Origin of the sequence: Acinetobacter sp. YH12218 (genome assembly GCF_013417925.1) — a bacterium.
In the GTDB taxonomy this organism is placed as follows: Bacteria; Pseudomonadota; Gammaproteobacteria; order Pseudomonadales; family Moraxellaceae; genus Acinetobacter; species Acinetobacter amyesii.
On sequence record NZ_VPDB01000011.1, the window covers coordinates 41,806 to 60,152 of the forward strand.

At 38.1% G+C, this 18,347-nt stretch carries 16 protein-coding genes; 9 read left to right on the forward strand and 7 right to left on the reverse strand.

Going from position 1 to position 18,347, the window contains the following annotated elements; translation table 11 throughout:
• Nucleotides 1-24 precede the first annotated feature (24 nt).
• Entirely contained in the window at nt 25-1,425 is a 1,401-nt protein-coding gene (locus FTV03_RS05160; protein ID WP_180007794.1) for an alpha/beta hydrolase-fold protein, read from the reverse strand.
• A 192-nt stretch (nt 1,426-1,617) separates the two neighbouring features.
• Here FTV03_RS05160 and FTV03_RS05165 point away from each other — a divergent pair, with 192 nt between their 5' ends.
• Both FTV03_RS05165 and FTV03_RS05170 read left to right on the forward strand, forming a co-directional pair.
• On the forward strand, nt 1,618-2,334 hold the full coding sequence (locus tag FTV03_RS05165) for an SGNH/GDSL hydrolase family protein (protein ID WP_180007795.1): 717 nt from the start codon (nt 1,618-1,620) through the stop codon (nt 2,332-2,334).
• Nucleotides 2,335-2,373: 39 nt separating this feature from the next.
• Entirely contained in the window at nt 2,374-2,982 is a 609-nt protein-coding gene (locus tag FTV03_RS05170) for a uracil-DNA glycosylase family protein (protein WP_180007796.1), read from the forward strand.
• Between the two features lie 39 nt (nt 2,983-3,021).
• Here FTV03_RS05170 and FTV03_RS05175 read toward each other — a convergent pair whose 3' ends face one another.
• Together FTV03_RS05175 and FTV03_RS05180 are read right to left on the reverse strand one after the other, a co-directional pair.
• Entirely contained in the window at nt 3,022-3,516 is a 495-nt protein-coding gene (locus FTV03_RS05175; protein ID WP_180007801.1) for a pyridoxamine 5'-phosphate oxidase family protein, read from the reverse strand.
• A 132-nt stretch (nt 3,517-3,648) separates the two neighbouring features.
• Nucleotides 3,649-4,524, reverse strand: coding sequence for a DMT family transporter (locus FTV03_RS05180; RefSeq protein WP_180007797.1), 876 nt, complete (start codon nt 4,522-4,524; stop codon nt 3,649-3,651).
• Nucleotides 4,525-4,777: 253 nt separating this feature from the next.
• Between FTV03_RS05180 and FTV03_RS05185 the strand changes: the two genes are divergently transcribed.
• A complete protein-coding gene (locus FTV03_RS05185; RefSeq protein ID WP_180040324.1) occupies nt 4,778-6,169 on the forward strand; it encodes a PLP-dependent aminotransferase family protein in 1,392 nt (463 codons plus the stop codon).
• Nucleotides 6,170-6,243: 74 nt separating this feature from the next.
• Here FTV03_RS05185 and FTV03_RS05190 read toward each other — a convergent pair whose 3' ends face one another.
• Nucleotides 6,244-6,681: a hypothetical protein gene (locus tag FTV03_RS05190; protein ID WP_180040326.1), complete on the reverse strand. Its 438-nt coding sequence runs from the start codon at nt 6,679-6,681 to the stop codon at nt 6,244-6,246.
• 138 nt (nt 6,682-6,819) lie between these two features.
• Between FTV03_RS05190 and FTV03_RS05195 the strand changes: the two genes are divergently transcribed.
• Nucleotides 6,820-7,482, forward strand: a complete 663-nt coding sequence (locus tag FTV03_RS05195; RefSeq protein WP_218950613.1) for a class I SAM-dependent methyltransferase — start codon at nt 6,820-6,822, stop codon at nt 7,480-7,482.
• A 100-nt stretch (nt 7,483-7,582) separates the two neighbouring features.
• Here FTV03_RS05195 and FTV03_RS05200 read toward each other — a convergent pair whose 3' ends face one another.
• Nucleotides 7,583-9,139, reverse strand: coding sequence for a phospholipase D family protein (locus FTV03_RS05200; protein WP_180040328.1), 1,557 nt, complete (start codon nt 9,137-9,139; stop codon nt 7,583-7,585).
• A 125-nt stretch (nt 9,140-9,264) separates the two neighbouring features.
• Here FTV03_RS05200 and FTV03_RS05205 point away from each other — a divergent pair, with 125 nt between their 5' ends.
• The 3 genes from FTV03_RS05205 to FTV03_RS05215 all read left to right on the forward strand — a co-directional run bounded on the left by FTV03_RS05205 (nt 9,265) and on the right by FTV03_RS05215 (nt 12,897).
• Nucleotides 9,265-10,380 (forward strand): S-(hydroxymethyl)glutathione dehydrogenase/class III alcohol dehydrogenase, encoded by a 1,116-nt coding sequence (locus FTV03_RS05205; RefSeq protein ID WP_180040330.1) that lies wholly within the window; start codon nt 9,265-9,267, stop codon nt 10,378-10,380.
• 292 nt (nt 10,381-10,672) lie between these two features.
• A complete protein-coding gene (locus FTV03_RS05210; RefSeq protein WP_180040332.1) occupies nt 10,673-11,692 on the forward strand; it encodes a flavin reductase family protein in 1,020 nt (339 codons plus the stop codon).
• A gap of 35 nt (nt 11,693-11,727) precedes the next feature.
• A complete protein-coding gene (locus FTV03_RS05215) occupies nt 11,728-12,897 on the forward strand; it encodes an acyl-CoA desaturase (RefSeq protein ID WP_180040334.1) in 1,170 nt (389 codons plus the stop codon).
• A gap of 123 nt (nt 12,898-13,020) precedes the next feature.
• Here FTV03_RS05215 and FTV03_RS05220 read toward each other — a convergent pair whose 3' ends face one another.
• Nucleotides 13,021-14,604 carry an ATP-binding cassette domain-containing protein gene (locus FTV03_RS05220; protein ID WP_180040336.1) on the reverse strand — a complete coding sequence of 528 codons (1,584 nt, stop codon included), beginning with the start codon at nt 14,602-14,604 and terminating at the stop codon, nt 13,021-13,023.
• 699 nt (nt 14,605-15,303) lie between these two features.
• On the opposite strand from FTV03_RS05220, the gene FTV03_RS05225 reads away from it, so the two are divergent.
• Both FTV03_RS05225 and FTV03_RS05230 read left to right on the forward strand, forming a co-directional pair.
• A complete protein-coding gene (locus tag FTV03_RS05225; protein WP_180040338.1) occupies nt 15,304-16,386 on the forward strand; it encodes a 3-deoxy-7-phosphoheptulonate synthase in 1,083 nt (360 codons plus the stop codon).
• A 270-nt stretch (nt 16,387-16,656) separates the two neighbouring features.
• The gene (locus tag FTV03_RS05230) at nt 16,657-17,847 is read left to right on the forward strand and encodes a PilT/PilU family type 4a pilus ATPase (RefSeq protein ID WP_180040340.1); all 1,191 of its coding nucleotides are present in this window, start codon (nt 16,657-16,659) and stop codon (nt 17,845-17,847) included.
• Nucleotides 17,848-17,944: 97 nt separating this feature from the next.
• On the opposite strand, the gene gcvH is transcribed toward FTV03_RS05230, so the two are convergent.
• Nucleotides 17,945-18,319, reverse strand: a complete 375-nt coding sequence (gene gcvH, locus FTV03_RS05235; protein WP_180027118.1) for a glycine cleavage system protein GcvH — start codon at nt 18,317-18,319, stop codon at nt 17,945-17,947.
• Nucleotides 18,320-18,347 lie beyond the last annotated feature (28 nt).

Genomic DNA, 18,347 nt, shown 5'->3' on the forward strand with positions numbered 1-18,347 from the left:
TTTTATGATCTAAACGTTTATAAACTACTTTTGCGCAAAAAAATGTTTGAGTGCATCTTGCAAGGCAACTTGCCATACCGCGTAGGAATGTCCGCCGATATACGATTGATAATGCACATCATGACCTTTATTTTTTAAGTCGGCTGCAACAATAGGCGAAGTCTCTAAAATACTCAGTTCATTATTATTTCGTGAGCTTTCATAACTATTGGCAGTAATAAACCAATGCTGTTTAGGTTGTGAGGTTTTATCACGAATGATTTTACTCATGCCATTTGGGAGGTCTGTCGCTTCATTTTGCCACCAAAATGATCCAGATAACGGTACGACGTGACTAATTTGATTTGGATTTTCTAAGGCTAAATAAGCTGAACTTAAACCGCCTAGGCTTGAGCCGAGTAATACCGTTTTTTTCGAATCGACTTTTGCCGGTGCATTTTTTTGAATCCAAGGCATCAGTTCATCACTAAAAAATGCTGAAAATTTAGCATTGGGTGTTAATTCTTTCGGTCGTTCCTGATCATTCGGTGGAGAAACAAAAATGGCTTGAATTGGCGGTAACTGACCTTGCTCAACTAATATATCTAATGCCTTTGGAACATTAAGCAACTCGTTATATTGCTGACCATCAAAAAATATAGCAGTGATATAGCTTTGGTTTTTCTTGGCTTTAGATTGGTAAATTAGGATTTTACGTGAGTTATTCAAAATTTTGCTATCTAGAACAAACTCTAGTAATTTGGGCTGTTTCACATTTGGATATTGTTTTGGATCAATAAAAGGCGGGGCATCTTTAAGCGCCACTAAATTTTCATTACGCAAGCCTGATGTATCATTACTTGCGAGATAAGTGTTTTTGTTGAAAGGATCAATCCGTTGCACTTGTATCACAGCACGACGCTGCGTTCTTGATTCTTTAAGTTTAGGATTCAGATGCGGACAATAATTTGACAGATAACCTTCTAAGTTCGGTAAGTCGACAGCAAAGCTATAACTGCCAATATAACGATGATCAATAATCGATTCTTTAAACCAAATATCGGTATTTGGTAGGCGTGTTAACCATTCATGGTCATTACTCGGGCCACCAATAAGGCGTACATTATGCTGCGCACCTTTCCATAAAAAAATTATACGGTCATGTTTTTCATCATAGTTTTCAATGATTGGTGTACCTATAAGCTCTACACGCTTCCAAAAATCTTCAATAATTTGAGCATGTTGTTTTGGATTTTGATTTAACTGATGTTGTAGGTTTAATAATATTTGGCTTTGCGCTTTGACATCTTCACATGCAGCAGCATAGGGAAAATGTTTTTTTTCTATTGTATCGGTTAAAGCGGGTGAATTTTGAGTTTGGGCAAAAGCAGAAGTAACAGCAAAGCTAATTGAGCAAGCTAAAAAAAGTGGGGAAAGTTCTTTCATTGAAATAATAAAATAGGTAGGATGAAAACCAATAAATGATAATCATTATTAATATAAAAAACTAGCAATATGCCCCAGAATGATGCTTTTAATAAAAGAAAATGTAGAAAAATAACAATAGAGTCAATGCTTTGTTTCTTAAACTATTTAAAATAATGAAGACGATAAGCTTTAAATCATTACCCAAATATTATGCTAGTCAAAGTATCAACACTGCTGCTGTTACCTGCGTTACTGATCCAAGGTTACCGTGTGAAAAAAAATACCCCACGTTTAGCAGAACCGATGGGAGAACGTTGTGGGATGAGTGGTCAGGGTAATCGACCATTATCGCTATTAATACTAGGTGATTCAGCAGCAGCAGGTGTCGGCGTCGAGCATCAGTCAGATGCGCTATTGGGACAATTGCTTAAAATTTTATCGCCTGATTATCAAGTTCACTTTTGCCTTGAAGCCACAACGGGGCTTAACAGCCAGCAAATCATCAATGCTTTGGATAATGTCACAACGCAGAACTTTGATGTCGTGATCAGCTCTGTTGGTGTCAATGATGTCACAGCATTAAAACAACCAGACCAGTGGTTGAAGCTCCAGCAGCGTTTATATCAAACTGTCGAGGAAAAGTTTCAACCACAGCTATTGATCATTTCAGGTGTGCCACCAATGGATGAGTTTCCAGCTTTACCGTTTCCATTGTCATGGCTGTTTGGACAATATTCTCAGAAGATGAATGCGCTGTTAAAAAATTTTATTAAAACAAAGCCTAATACGAGGCTAATTGAATACGATTTACAAGAATATCGTGAAAAAAATTTACAAATGGCAAAAGACGGCTTTCACCCGAGCAAAGAAATTTATCAGTTATGGGCTGAAAAAATAGCAAAACAAATCACTGAACAATTTTCATAGACATTTTATGATTCAACCACTGGGCGAAGTTAAATTTACATGAGCAAAGATATTTCAGGCGTGAATCCGCAAATCGAAACACATCCTTTAGCGCCATTTTTGCCATCAAATGGGAAACTCTTGATGTTAGGGAGTTTTCCACCTCCAAAAACCCGCTGGAAGATGGATTTTTATTATCCAAATTTTCAAAATGACATGTGGAAAATCTTTGGCCTATGTTTTTTTCAGGATAAAAATCATTTTCTCAATCTAGAGAGCAAGACTTTTAAAGAACAGCTCATTCGAGATTTTTTAAATGAAAAAGGTATAGGCATTTTTGATACTGCCTATCAAGTGATTCGTTTGAAAGGTAATGCATCAGACAAGTTTTTACAGATTTATCAGCCAACCGATATTGCGAAGTTACTCACGCAGATGCCGAATTGCCGCAGTATTATGACGACGGGAGACAAGGCGACTGATACGTTGATGCTCTCGATGCCAGAAAATACTGAAAAACCACGCATTGGGCATGCTGTTCGTACCGAATTTGCAGGCAGAGATTTGACTTTATACCGTATGCCGTCATCATCTAGAGCTTATCCACTAGCATTGGAAAAAAAAGCCGAAGCGTATAGTAAATTATTTAAAGAAATTGACTTACTATAAGAAAGCTTTGGTGTAATCTTTTATCAATGGTTGCTTTCCTTAGAAAGATGATTTAGGCATCATTGCAGGATATTGTACCCATTTGAAGTCATGTACAGAAAAATCACGCACTTGATGAAAATTATTCCAAATTAGGCGGCTACCTTTAGTCCATTTTAATGCCTTAATTCTTTGTTGAACCAAAGCGAATTCTGTTTCACTTGCTGGCCGTAACTCACCAATTTCAGCATATAGGCGTATCCCTGGATATTCTTGAAATTGACCATTGATTAATGATTTTAGCCAAAAGGCTTTGCTGCTATTTATCGCTTGTATGCAGGCTTTTGGATTCATTGTTAAATTATCCCGCAGTGACGCTGAATAAGTATCAAAGAAGAAACCTGAAAAGGTTGATTCATGTAAAAATAAAGTGCCAATTGGGGTGATTGTTGGTTGGTAATTTTGATCAACCGTAGCAATCGAGCAATGCATAGACGCACGTTGGGCATTTGCAACGACTTTACGAATTTGAGTCCAATTCTGATGATTCATGATTTTGCCTTTTTTATTATTGTCTATGCATATCACTCTATCAGAGTTTTTCACTATTTTTGTGCTAAACAATGGCAATAAACTGGTCATTCATGCCACTGTATTTGCTTTAAAATTAGGCAATTTAAAAAATATTTAAGCGTACTTTTTAGCTAGAACAACACAGCTCACTACAGCTAAAGATACCGCAATCATCAGTAGGCTAATCTGTTCATTTAATAATACGGCGCACAGCATAAGGCCAATAAAGGGCTGTACTAGCTGGATTTGACCGACTTTGGCAATTCCACCCAAAGCTAAGCCTTTGTACCAAAAAAAGAAGCCGATTAACATGCTGAACAATGACACATACGCTAAGCCAATATATGCGCTGAGAGGAATATGTTGAAAATCGTTTGGGAAATAGAGCCAGCAGAGTGGCAGCATCAGTGGCAAAGCAATGATTAAAGCCCAGCAAATGACCTGCCATCCACCTAAAGCTCTAGACAGTACGCCACCTTCGGCATAGCCCAATCCGCAGAGCAGAACAGCAATAATCATATAGATGTCACCGAGAGAAATTCCTTTAACACCAGATTGATGTAGCATGAAAAAGATGACTAAAGCACTGCCTGCACCTGCAAACAGCCAAAAGGCATTTTTAGGGATTTCTTTGGCACGTAGCACTGCAAAAAAAGCCGTGGCCAATGGTAGTAAAGCTACAAAAATTAAAGAGTGAGCCGCAGTTTCTGTTTGTAAAGCCAGTGCCGTAAATAATGGAAAACCAATGACAACACCTGTTGAAACAATACATAAGGATTTAATTTGCAGCATAGATGGCTTAGGCTGCTTTAAAACGAATAAAAGTATCAATGCTAAAATAGCTGCAATACAGGCGCGAGCGCCTGTCAGAAATTCGGGGCTAAAGCCTTGAACGGCAACACGGGTTGCAGGCATAGAACCTGCAAAAATAACAACGCCAATAAAACCGTTGAGCCAGCCCTGATGAACTTCTTTGAGGTCAAATTGCATGTTCATTCCATATTTTTGGTCTAAAGATATGTAATAAAATTTATACCGTACTGTATGACTGAAATAGATACAGTCAAATACAATTAAAAAGAACTGTTATGGATAAAATACCCATACAATTTGCATCTATAGCCATCTTTGAATAAGCTGTAAAGCCAAGATTTAGAACGATTAATAGACTGAACTGTCAGTTAATAAGTTCAAAGTGTGTCGTAATATTTCACTAAAACTGCATGAATAAGGAAATGAAAAGATGACAAAAATCGAATGGGTCATGCAGCAAGTCCAAACACTGATCGATCAGAAACAGCTTTCTGAAGGCTGCCGCATTCCTTCGGTACGTCAATTTTCCCAACAGTTGGGCTGTTCGGTTTCAACTGTTGTAGAAGCCTATGCACGGTTGGTCAGTAGCGGTGTATTGGAGTCAAGAATTGGAGCTGGCTATTATGTCTGCAAACGTTCTACTGCAAATGTTTTATTAAGTGAGCATGCTATTGAATATAACCGAGAGGTCGATCCGTTGTGGATTTCACGCCAATCGCTAGATGCTCATGAAGGTATGCTGATTCCCGGTTGCGGCTGGCTGCCAAAAGAATGGATGCCAGAGCAGACTTTACGTAAAGCCTTAAAAACGGCTGCTAAATCTGATAGCAGTTTCTTAATAGATTATTCGGCGCCACACGGTCATACAAATTTACGCCGCTATATTGCTCGTAAAGGTGAGGTTTATGATGTAATGCTTAATTTGAAGCAGATTTTCATTAGTGATTCTGCAACACATTCTATTGATCTGATTTTTCGGCATTTACTTAAAACTGGTGATACGGTTCTGATCGATGATCCATGTTACTTTAATTTTAGGGCACTGATTAAGGCACATGGGCTGAATTGCATTACATTACCGTATGGCAAAAATGGTCCAGATGTAGAAGTATTTAAGCAAGTGCTGCAGTTTCAGCCCAAAATCTATTTAACCAACTCAGGCATACACAACCCAACTGGTGCAGCACTTTCTATGCAAACGGCATTTGAAATTGCTAAATTGGCAGAGCAAAGTGGGTTAATCATCGTTGAAGATGATATTTTTGCCGAATTTGAGTATCTACATGCGCCACGTTATTTAACTTTATTGGGTTTAAAGCAGGTAATTCAAATTGGCAGTTTTACCAAAACGCTTTCTGCTGCGGTGCGCTGTGGTTATATCATTGCTCACGAATCAATAATTGATCAGCTGATTGATTTGAATATTGCAACTCATTTTAATACCAGTCATTTAAATGCAGAGATTATTTATCAAGCCCTTATGGACAGTAGTTATATAAGGCATATTGAATGGGTCAAAAAACAGCTACAAAAACATATGATGGATGCCGTAAAGAAACTTGCAGCTCTAGACATTCATCCAGTCGTTATGCCCAAAGCTGGCATTTTTTTATGGTGTCAATTACCTGCAAATATTGATGCAGCACAGCTATCAAAAAGCTGTTTGACGCAAGGTATCATTCTTGCACCAGGCAATTCATTCAGCTCAGCACAGAACGCAGGGCAATACATGCGTTTTAATGTCGCGCAGTGCATCGACAAAAAAGTATTTGATGTTTTGCAGCAGTGTCTGAATGAGCTGAAATTGCAAGATACAGCTTAACTAAAAAATGATGCAGATTTCAGGTCTGTGATTGATTACCTTTTTTAAGGCCAAACAGTTTTTCAGGCGAGGCATTAGCCATCATATTCAACATAATCCCAAAGGTTTAAACGCGCTTTAATTTCTTTGCGAATATTCGGCAGCATAGGTAGTAAAGTGCCATCGATCCATAAACTCAATGTCTGAGATGAAACTTTTTTGTTTGCATCATCTACAATTTGCGCGCCTTTCACGATCACCAAAGTTTCTTCGCTAGCTGCAGTTTCAATGCCTTTAAATAAAAGCTGTAATTCATGACCTGTATCTTGGATTAACCATTCCAACTCAATTTGTATATTGTGATTAGATTTAAGTACAGCTTGGCCTTCAATCATTTCATTGTCAGATAAGCAGTCATGCTCAACCCGCACTTTCGACAAAAACCATTCTTGATGACCAAGGTCAGAGAGCGTTGTAAAAGGCGTTAAAATATCACTTAAATTAAATTGGCGGCTTAAATCAAAAAATTGCATTAGAAAACTTTAGAGGGAGATAAAACAAAATAAGAGGTGGATGTTAAAGCATCATCAAGTGTGAGTAAAACCTTTGCTTTTATTGAGATATTTTATGTATAAATAGCATTCAATCTATCTAAATTAAGTCTAAGAAAAATGAATTGCGAAAATAATATTCACATAAATGATGTGCACAGCCCTATAGACTTAAAAGATACAATCGAAGCTAAACAATGGGCCGCTGAAGTGAATCTTAAACGACCGTGGCGTTATGACATCTTTCAAATGTATGTTGACTCTATTTTGGCTTTCAACCCGAATGCCCGTGTACTTGAACTGGGTTCAGGTCCAGGTTATTTGGCTGAATTTTTAATTAATCATTGTCCAAATATTCACTACACAGCATTTGATTTTTCCGAAGCTATGCATGACTTGGCAAAAGGAAAACTAAGTGTAGCGCAACGCTTAAAATGCAATTTTATAACAGGGGATTTCAAACAATCGGATTGGGAAAAATCTCTTCACTTCAATGAAAAAAGTACCTTTGATGTGATTATTATTCATCAGGCCTTACATGAATTGAGACATAAGGCGTATGCAGCAGAGTTTCATCGGACTGTAAAAACGTTGTTAAATACTCAAGGCGTGTATTTTGTATGTGATCATTTATATGCACCACATGCGCAGCAAAATCATGAGTTGTATATGTCAGTTGAGGAGCATTTAACAGCGCTTAAAGCAGCCAATTATGGGCAAGTGGAATTTCTTGGCGAAATCAATGGTTTGGTTATTTTCAAAAGCCAACACTCAAATGAATGAGACTGAATAAGAGCATTATTGAGTTGCTTGAAACTGCTTAAATCGTTCCTATTAGATCTTATTGATGAGAAAAACTTAGCTAATTAGCAGTACATTGTCATTACATCATCCATTCAATCGGGAGGTATGACACTGCTTTTATGCTAAATCGTTGGAATCGAGTTGTTTCAGGTTCATGAGTATAGGTTTTGATTTTTCCATTTTTTTGATGCTCTAACCAAATGATTTCGCCGTTCTTATCCAGTTTTAATTCATATGCAATTTGCGGTAAATACTGTTTTAATGCGGCAGAAATATCGTTTTGTAATCGATCAGATTTAACGACTAGGCCAACTTCTGAGTTTAAATTTGCGGAACGTGGATCAAAGTTAAACGATCCAATAAACACCATACCGTCAATATCGAAAAATTTTGCATGCAAACTAGAGGCATTTTTGCCTTTCGCAGGGATGATATTTCCAGTCATGACTTCATACCATGTGCGTTTAGAGCGTTCTATATAGGGTTTAAATTCATATATTTTCACGCCATTTTCGAGTAAGTCTTTGCGATATTTTTGATAAAAGGCATGAACGACAGCGACGTCATTGGCTAAAAATGAGTTGGTTAAGACGCGGACTTCTACATTTTTACCTGCAAGGCCTGTCAGAAAGTCAGTCCCTTGTTGTGTGGGAACAAAATAAGCTGAAACCAATTCCATGCGTTCTTTGGGCTGTCCCATCAAGGTCGAAAATTGGTTATAAATCAATTCTTGTTCTTTGGCTTCACCACGTATTTTATTCGGACTATCCGCAATGAAATGTGCTTCGGCCCAATTCACCGGTATTAGTTTAAGCTGAGCCGCCAGTTGTTGCTGTGCATAGTTAATGCGCTGCTGATCTTTAGTTAACGTTGTAGAATTTTCTTGGTATGTTTGTCTTAATTGATTTAATTCTTCTTTTGTACCTGCACCAATCCATTGCTGGACAGAATAACTCAAATCATCATTCCAAAAGTTCAAAAACACCTGATTGGCTTGTTGTATGGCTTCGCCATAGAAAAGGATGTCCAAATCTGTAAATTGAAAACTTTCACTGGCATCAAAATATTCATTACTGATGTTACGACCGCCAGTTACGCCCATAAAACCATCGGCAATAATTAATTTATTATGCATACGATGGTTAATGTGCTTTAAGCGAAATGCATAATCAATGACACGTAAATTTCTGAATTTATAGGGATTAAACAGTTTGATTGAAATATTGGGATGAGCTGAAAGGGATTGTAAGGTCGGATCGAGTTTCGTCCCGTTTTGATCATCAATTAATAGCCTTACTTTTACCCCACGGTCAGCGGCATGCAGTAATTCTCGAAACATCAGATGCCCAATAGCATCATTTCCCCAAATGTAATATTGCAAATCGATGGTGTATTTTGCATTTCGAATTAAATGTAGGCGAGAAGCAATGCTTAAGAAAGCATCATCTAAGGCTAAATAAGCCGTTTGTTTTTGTTTTAATTTTTCAAAATCCGTAGCAGACGTAATCCATTTTTCTGCATGTGATTGTATAGGGACATCTTTTTTTGACTGATTGCTAGGTAAGCTGCATCCAGTTAATAGGCTGATCGAAACAGTTAAACCGACAGTACAACTTATTTCACGTAATTGTATCATTCGAATAGCATTAATCATTCCTTGAAAAATTCATCATAACATCATGTTTTAAGGTTGTATTTAGGCTTAAAAAGAGGTTACTGTAACTCATCTGTTAATATAAGCCATACAGGATGTTTTTAGACATGAAATCACGTGCAGCCGTTGCTTTTGGACCGGGTCAGCCTTTAGAAATTGTAGAAATTGATGTGGCACCACCTAAAGCAGGTGAGGTTTTAGTCAAAATTAGCCATACAGGTGTGTGTCATACAGATGCATTTACATTGTCAGGTGATGATCCTGAAGGCGTATTTCCAGCAATTTTAGGGCATGAAGGTGCAGGTGTTGTGGTTGAAGTCGGTGAAGGTGTGACTTCAGTGCAACCAGGTGATCATGTTATTCCACTTTATACCGCAGAATGTGGTGAATGTTTATTCTGTCAATCGGGTAAAACAAATCTTTGTGTATCTGTACGAGCGACACAAGGGAAAGGTTTAATGCCGGATGGCACAACACGTTTTTCGTATAATGGTCAGCCGATTTATCACTATATGGGCTGTTCAACATTCTCTGAATATACTGTGGTTGCAGAAGTGTCTTTGGCAAAAATTAACCCTGAAGCGAACCACGAACATGTATGTTTGTTGGGTTGCGGCGTAACTACAGGTTTAGGCGCAGTTAAAAATACCGCTAAAGTTCAGGAAGGTGACTCAGTTGCAGTCTTTGGTTTAGGTGGTATTGGTTTGGCTGTGGTACAAGGTGCTAAAAAAGCCAAAGCAGGTCGTATCATTGCCGTAGATACCAATCCTGACAAATTCAAACTGGCTGAAGAATTTGGCGCTACAGATTTTGTTAATCCAAAAGATTATGAACGTCCTGTACAGGAAGTGATTGTAGAAATGACGGGCTGGGGCGTCGACCATTCATTTGAATGTATTGGCAATACCAATGTGATGCGCTCTGCTTTGGAATGTGCTCACCGTGGTTGGGGTCAATCTGTGATTATTGGTGTGGCAGGTGCAGGTCAAGAAATTTCAACCCGTCCATTCCAATTGGTTACTGGTCGTACTTGGAAAGGCACTGCATTCGGTGGTGTTAAAGGTCGTTCACAATTACCGGGTATGGTAGAAGAAGCCATGTCAGGTGAGATCAAACTTGAACCATTCGTGACCCATACCATGGGGTTGGATAAAATCAATGAAGCGTTTGATTTAATGCATGAAGGTAAATCAATTCGCTCTGTTGTGCATTTTGAAGACTAAACATTGATTTAAATATTATTGATTTATCTACTAATCATTAAATATTAATGCGTTAACTTTCACTGTTTTAAAAACTAGGCTTTGGCCTAGTTTTTTTTATTTGTGTTGTTACGACAAATCAGAACTTCAAATTTGGATTTGCAAAAAGTGACAGATTGTTAGACATAAAATGATAAAAAATGCCAAATGATAGATTTTGTCCCGAATTCACATGGTGGGGAATTAGCACTAAACTTAATGTAAGCATAATTTAAAAAACAAATGTATATTAATGCATTATCCGAGGCAAAAAATGACAACTACAAGTTACAAGCCTGAGTGGATTCGGGAAGATTTTATTGATTTTATTGCAGAAAAATTTGATGCAATTTGGGCCTACAAACGTGTAAAAGCACAATTAGTCAAATCACGTTGTGTGGGGATCGGGTTTTATGAACTGAGTTTTTTAGCGAATCAAAATTTTAAAGCAGCAAACTATCGACCAGGCCAATGTGTTCTGGTGACAGTTGTCAAAGATGGTGTACGTCATCAACGTAGCTATAGCATCGTCGAAATCAATACATCTGGTCATGTAGTAATCGCAGTCAAACAACAAGGCAAAGTTTCCAACTGCTTAACTCATTCAAAAAAAGGTGAGGTTGTTGAATTATCGCAACCGCAAGGTGAGTTTGGCTTAAAGCTAAATTCGGATCGACCAATTTTGCTGCTTGCTTTTGGTAGTGGCATTACCTCAATCATGGCTTTGTTTAAACAAGCAATTCAGCTTGGGCGTACGGTTGACCTGATTTATTTCAATCGAGATGATGCTTATTTGGATGAATTGATTCAACTGGCGAAGCAATCTAACCATGCACATTTACATGGGATTAATACGCTGAAAACCAAATTGCATATCACACCAGAGGTGCTAAATCACATGGTCCCTGATTTTAAGCAGCGAGATTGCTATGCCTGTGGTGCAGCGCCAATGATGCAAAGCATTGAGCAACTGTATCGTGAGTTCAAGCTTTCAGATTATTTATACACTGAATATTTTCAAATGATTGCTGATGATTCAGTACCTGCTCAACCTGTCACTTTTAGTTTAGCCCAGCAAGATTTTTTAGCAGAAGGTAACTTACTTGAAAGTGCTGAAAAAGCCGGTTTAAAACCTGCGCATGGCTGTCGGATGGGTATTTGTAATACTTGTTCGTGTACCAAATTACAGGGTTCGGTGAAAAACTTACTCACTGGCGAAATCGATCATGCGAATAACACACAAATCAAATTATGTGTCTCTCAGGCCATTTCACCTGTACGTATTCAACTCTAACCCAAGCCGCATAAAAACAAATCAAGGGCATCATCATGAATCAATCGATATATATTCGTCCGAATAGTAAGTCACGTTATTTATCTCCAGAACAAACTGCTGAATTTGGCGAAAAAGTTGAGCAAATTCGCCGTGAAATCATGCAGAGTGTAGGTGAAAAAGATGCAGCGTATATTTATAAAATTCGCAATTTTGTCCGTTATAGCGAGATCGCATCTCGTGGCATGTTGATGTTTGCAGGCTGGATTCCACCGGTGTGGTTACTGGGTACCGGTTTATTGGGTATTTCTAAAATCGTAGAGAACATGGAACTCGGTCATAATGTGATGCATGGTCAGTTTGATTGGTTAAATGACCCGAGTTTAAATGGTGCTAATTATGATTGGGATACCATTGCCACAGGTCAAGACTGGAAATATACCCATAACTATGTGCATCATACCTATACCAATATTGTCGGTATGGACCATGATGTCGGCTATGGCTTAATCCGTGTAAGTGAATCGCAAAAGTGGGAGCCACGTTTCCTTTTTAATATCCCACTGGCTGCCCAACTCATGGTTTTCTTTGAGTGGTATGTCGGCATTCAACGTTTACATTTAGAAGATGTTATTGCGTATAAAACCAAAACTTGGAAAGATGTATGGCATGAAGCAGCCGATGTACGTCAGAAAATTAAGCGCCAAGTGATTAAAGATTATGTGTTTTTCCCGCTTATTGCAGGTCCCAATGCGATTCCTGTATTTGCAGGAAATGCTGTAGCCAACGTGATTCGTAGCTTATGGGCTTCCGCTGTCATCTTTAATGGCCATTTTACTGAAGATGCGGAAAACTTTGAGATGGACAATACCGAAAATGAAACTCGAGCAGAGTGGTATCTCCGTCAAATTCGTGGCTCCAGTAATTTTAGTGGAACACAATGGTTGCATATACTCAGTGGTAATTTGAGTCACCAAATTGAACACCATTTATTCCCTGATATGCCTGCAAACCGCTATGCAGAAGCCGCACCTAAAATTAAAGCACTTTGTGAGGAATATGGTATTCACTACAATGAAGCCAGTTTTATAAAACAGTTTGCCAGCGTTTGGGTTCGCCTCGCGAAATGCTCAGTGCCGAATGACTGGCGTGCCGAGTTCAAGGAACGCTCAGCATCACTTCAGCAGCATGTTAAACAAAAAATCATGAAGAAAATCGGGCGTTAAAATACAGTATTGTTTAGCAATATTGCCCTTAATGCTTCCAATGGATGATTTCTAAAGCATTAAATTCGCCAAAGTAGCGTTCATCTACTTTGGCTTTTTTTAGATATATCTAGCGAGCGAGAGTTATTCAACTAATTGCACGCTATTCTGAATGCCACAAGATTCTACAAAATATGCATCATGTGAAACGAGGATCACCGCACCTGTATAATGCTGAATGGCTTGAGCCAATAACATTCTAGACTCTATATCTAAGTGATTTTCAGGTTCATCTAACAATAAAAGCTCAATATTCGGTGTTAAATAATTTAAGCCTAACAAGGTCACTTTTAAACGCTCACCACCACTTAAACAGTGAAATGGCAGTTCCGCTTTTTGACCACGGATTCTAAGTTGACCGAGTTGATTACGCCATTCCGTTGACGAAACCTCAGGATTAAACTTTGCCAAATTGTCCAAAACACTCAGTTCAGGTGATAAATTACTCAAGTTTTGATCTAAATACAGGGTATGCACAGACAAAAACGTTTCATGGCTAGACTGTGATGTGGTCTGACTCAAATACTTTAGAAATGTAGATTTACTAATACCATTTTTTCCTTTTAAATGAATTTTTTCACCTGCCTGTAAGGCCAAGTCGAAAGGCTGGTGCTGAGATGTTTTGCTATGAAAATCTTTAACTCTTAAGATTTCTCCTGTTTTTTCAGTGCGATGTTGAAAAACAAATTGCTGCTCTTTGATATGCTCAAGTTGTTGCTGTGATTGAAGCAGTTGGGTTCTCTTTTCTTCCAATTGCTTCTGCTGTTGCGTTTGAACTGTCGCGAGGCTTTGACCGGCTTGCTCTTTTTTAAAATCGAGTAATACTTTGGCTTGGGAGCCTGACTTGCGTAGTGCATGACCTTGTTGTTCTCGTTTTTGTGCTTTCATTTGTGTTTCGTGTTGTTGTAATTTGAGTTGTTTTAACTCACGCTGATGCTGCATAGCATTACGCTGTAAGGCTTTATTTTGCAGATCATTTTTTTGAATGTATTCTTCATAGTTACCAGTAACATGCGTGACTCCAAACTCATTTAAAGCGTAGATATGCTCTACATGTTGCAGCAACTCTCGATCATGACTGACAAAAAATGCACCGGCAGGATGGTTTTTTAAGCGATCGATGAGCCATAAACGTGAAGATACATCTAAATGATTACTTGGCTCATCCAAAAGCAAATAATGGTCGGGTTTTAAAAATAATGCACACAAAGCCAATTTGGTTTTTTGACCTTCACTCAGCTGAGCGACTGGGAAATTTAAATCTGTTGGAAGTGAAGCCTGCTTAAGTTGTTGCTGCCATAGTGCAGGACGGTGCCATTGGTTTTCAGTCAGCTCAAAGTCTTCAAAACTGGCATTGCCTATTTCGATACGTTGAAATGCGTTATATAAATCTTCCACACCGAGTGCAGAAGCAATCGTGTCAGCTTCTAGTCGAGAAAATTGTGATAAATAAGCATGTGGTACATTCCATAAAATTTCACCTTCATAGGGGAGATCTTTCAGATTTTGCTCATGTAAGATTTTAAGGAGGCAGGACTTTCCTAAACCATTGCGACCAATACATGCCGAAAGCTGTTGTTGATTGAGGTTAAATTTCAGGTTTTTAAAAAGTGTTTTAGAAGGAAATTCCAAGCTTAGTTTGGAAATTGTACAAGCTGTTTGAGTCATAGATGCACCTTGCGATAGCAAAGATGCGCAATACAAATAACTAATTTTATTCTATAAAAAAGACAATATTTGAGAAAATGCAGTCGAAGTCATTAGCCATGTGTTTGCACATCAAAAAATGGATTTGATGATGAAAAAAACAGGGCTTACTTCATTGGCAAATACTCGAATTAAAAATAAATGGAAAAAATCTTAAGACAGCCTAATGTTGTGCAGTCTAATAAATGTTTATTTATTAATCAATACATCAAATTTTAAAAATAGGTCGCAATTATTTACAGCAGAGTTATTTAATACAACAAAATAGCAAAAAACTATTGTCAAACCGATGAATACAGCGTATTTTAATTTTCAGACAGATACTTTTTGATGAAATCAAGATGTTAAAGCAACCTTTAATCTCAAACGCATATTATTACTTCTGGCAGTTTAGATAATTGCCTGAACGCGTTCGGGCATGAAAAAGGTTGCCCACCAAGTTTATACCTGATCGGCAACCCTGATCAGGTTTTTTTATGTCTTGATTTTTATAATATTTTTGGAGAAATCTCATGTTTACTGTAAATAATTCATATTTTAGCAACGGTTATTGGTTTTACTTTAGTCAGTCTATGTCTAAAGCCTTGAAGTCCCAAAGTCCCATAACGCTCAGATAAAAGATCGGACTGTTAATGTATACAGTCCAAAGGAATAGAACCAATGAATGCGCTAAATACAGCTTTACAACAAACTCAAAATTCAGAAATTCAGAAATCTACACAGCCAAAAGAAACACTTTTGAGCTTGCCACATCAATTGAAACAACAATTACCTTTATCAGTTCATGCTGCAGAGCAAATTGCTGCACATCGTGCAACGATTCAAAATATTTTGACGGGTCAAGACCCGCGTCTAATGATTATTAGCGGCCCATGTTCAATCCATGATCCAATTGCTGCGTTGGAATATGCTGAAAAATTAAAACAATTACAGGCACAGGTTTCAGATCAAATTTTTCTTGTGATGCGCGCATACATTGAGAAACCACGTACTACAGTGGGCTGGAAAGGCTATATGTATGACCCAAGTTTAGATGGTTCATCTAATATGCAGTTGGGCTTAGAAAAATCACGTGAGCTGTACTTACAAATTATTGAAATGGGTTTGCCAATTGCCTCTGAAATTTTAAGCCCAATGGCGACGGGTTATTTTGATGACCTTTTGGCTTGGGGTGCAATCGGTGCGCGTACCAGCGAATCACAAATTCATCGTGAAATCTCGAGTCATATGCCATACAGTATTGGTTTCAAAAACGGAACAGATGGCTCAATCCAAATTGCTCTAGATGCCATTCAATCTGCGTCCCATCCACACCAGTTCTTAGGTATGAGTCAAGCCGGCTTACCGTGTATTTTAGAATCTGTTGGCAACCCACAAGCACATTTGATTTTACGTGGCTCCAATACAGGTCCAAATTATAGTTTGGCTGAAATAGACAAAATTCGTAGTAAAGTAAAAGGCGATTTACCGGCTTTAGTGATCGATTGTAGTCATGGTAATAGCCATAAAGACCCAATGAAGCAACCTGAAGTATTACGCACTATTGTAGCGGAGCGTGAGCATACCCAAGTGCGTGGCGTGATGTTGGAAAGTCATTTAGTGGATGGTAATCAAAAAATTAGTTGTGACATGACTTATGGTCAATCTATAACAGATGGATGCTTAGGTTGGGATAAGACCATTGCTTTGATTCAACAGGTTACGAATGAACTTCGTGCATCACAAATTAAACGTAGTGCTTAACAATCCAGAGCATACTCAGTCTGAATTGATTTACCCCAAAGCCTTAGAACATTGATTGTTCTAAGGCTTTTATTTTGAAAAATCCTTTGTTGCTTACTTCAATATAAAAATTGAAATATGGCCTATATTTTAAAATATATACTGATAATTCAGTGTTTTATGTTTGAGTGAATCAAATTTTTTATGCACAATAATGTCTAAGCTCAATACAGCGCCAGAAATAATGACAATCTGTGCTTGGGTGTTTGAAATTTTATATTGGGGAAGTTGATGTACACTGCTGAATTGCTGGAAGAAGCACGCCGTTTTATGTTCCACATGTTAACCAAAGTGGTTGAATATGGTGGTTCTGATTTATTTATTACGGCAGATTTTCCACCAAGTACTAAACATCAAGGCATGATGAAACCCTTTGGGCAGCAAGAACTTGATGCTGAGAAAACAAAGCTTTTCGCCTATAGTTTGATGAATGAGAAGCAGCGCAAAGAGTTTGAAACAGAACTAGAATGTAACTTTGCGATTAGTGTGCCAAACGTTTCGCGTTTTCGTGTCAATGTATTTCAGCAACAGTTACATGTGGGTATGGTCATTCGTACCATTACGGCAGAAATTCCAAATTTTGAAAAGCTTAAATTACCGGCTTCGCTTAAGCACGTGATTATGGAAAAACGTGGTTTAGTTTTAGTGGTTGGAGGTACAGGTTCGGGAAAATCAACCTCTTTAGCGGCGCTGATTGATTATCGAAATGAAAATAGTGCAGGCCATATCATCACTGTTGAAGACCCAGTGGAATATGTGCATAAGCATAAAAAATCCATGATTACACATCGTGAAGTCGGTGTAGACAGTCATTCGTGGCATAACGCTTTAAAAAATACCTTGCGACAAGCACCAGACGTGATTTTAATTGGTGAAATTCGTGACACCGAGACTATGGAACATGCAATTGCCTTTGCTGAAACAGGACATTTATGTTTAGGTACGCTACATTCAAATAACGCCAATCAAACCCTAGATCGAATCATTAACTTCTTCCCAGAAGAGCGAAGAAATCAATTGCTTATGGATTTATCGAGCAATATGAAAGCGATTGTTTCTCAGCGATTAATCCGGACTGAAGATGGTAAAGGACGCCGTGCAGCCGTTGAAATTATGTTAAATACGCCGCTCATTTCAGATTTGATTTTGAAAGGTGAGTTTCATGAACTAAAAGCGATTATGGCAAAATCTCGTGAACTTGGGATGCAAACTTTCGACCAAGCTTTATTTGATTTATATAATGACGGCGCTATTTCTTATGAAGAAGCTTTAAGAAATGCCGATTCAACTAATGAATTACGTTTGCAAATTAAACTGAAAAGTTCACGTGCAAATGGTACTTCAGCGGCTGCGCAATCTTTTAGTATGGTTGAAGAAAAGAAAGAAGAACCTGAAAGTACCGAAGCTTCGGAAGAAATATAAGCTGGATATTTATGCAAATGGTATATAAGCCAATTCAGCTATCATATTGAAATAAAAAAATCAGCCTGAGGGCTGATTTTTTTGATATTAGAAATATTTACAGACCAGCTTCGTATTGCTCGCTTGTCAACAAAGCATCTACATCAGCGATATTGTCTGGTTTAATTTTATAAATCCAGCCTTTGCTATAAGGCGCATCGTTTACAAAATCTGGATCATCTTCAAGGTCCGGATTGACTTCAACAACCACACCAGAAACTGGAGCATGAATATCAGAAGCAGTTTTTACCGACTCAACCACACCCGCTTGTTCGCCAGCTGTGATATGTTGACCCACATCTGGTGCTTCAACATAAACTAAATCACCCAATGCGTCTTGTGCATGATCAGAAATGCCTGTAACAACAAGGTCACCTTCAATTCGCACCCATTCATGTGTACTTGCGTACTTTAAATCTGAAGGATGATTCATTGATAACTCCTTAAATCCATTAAATTCA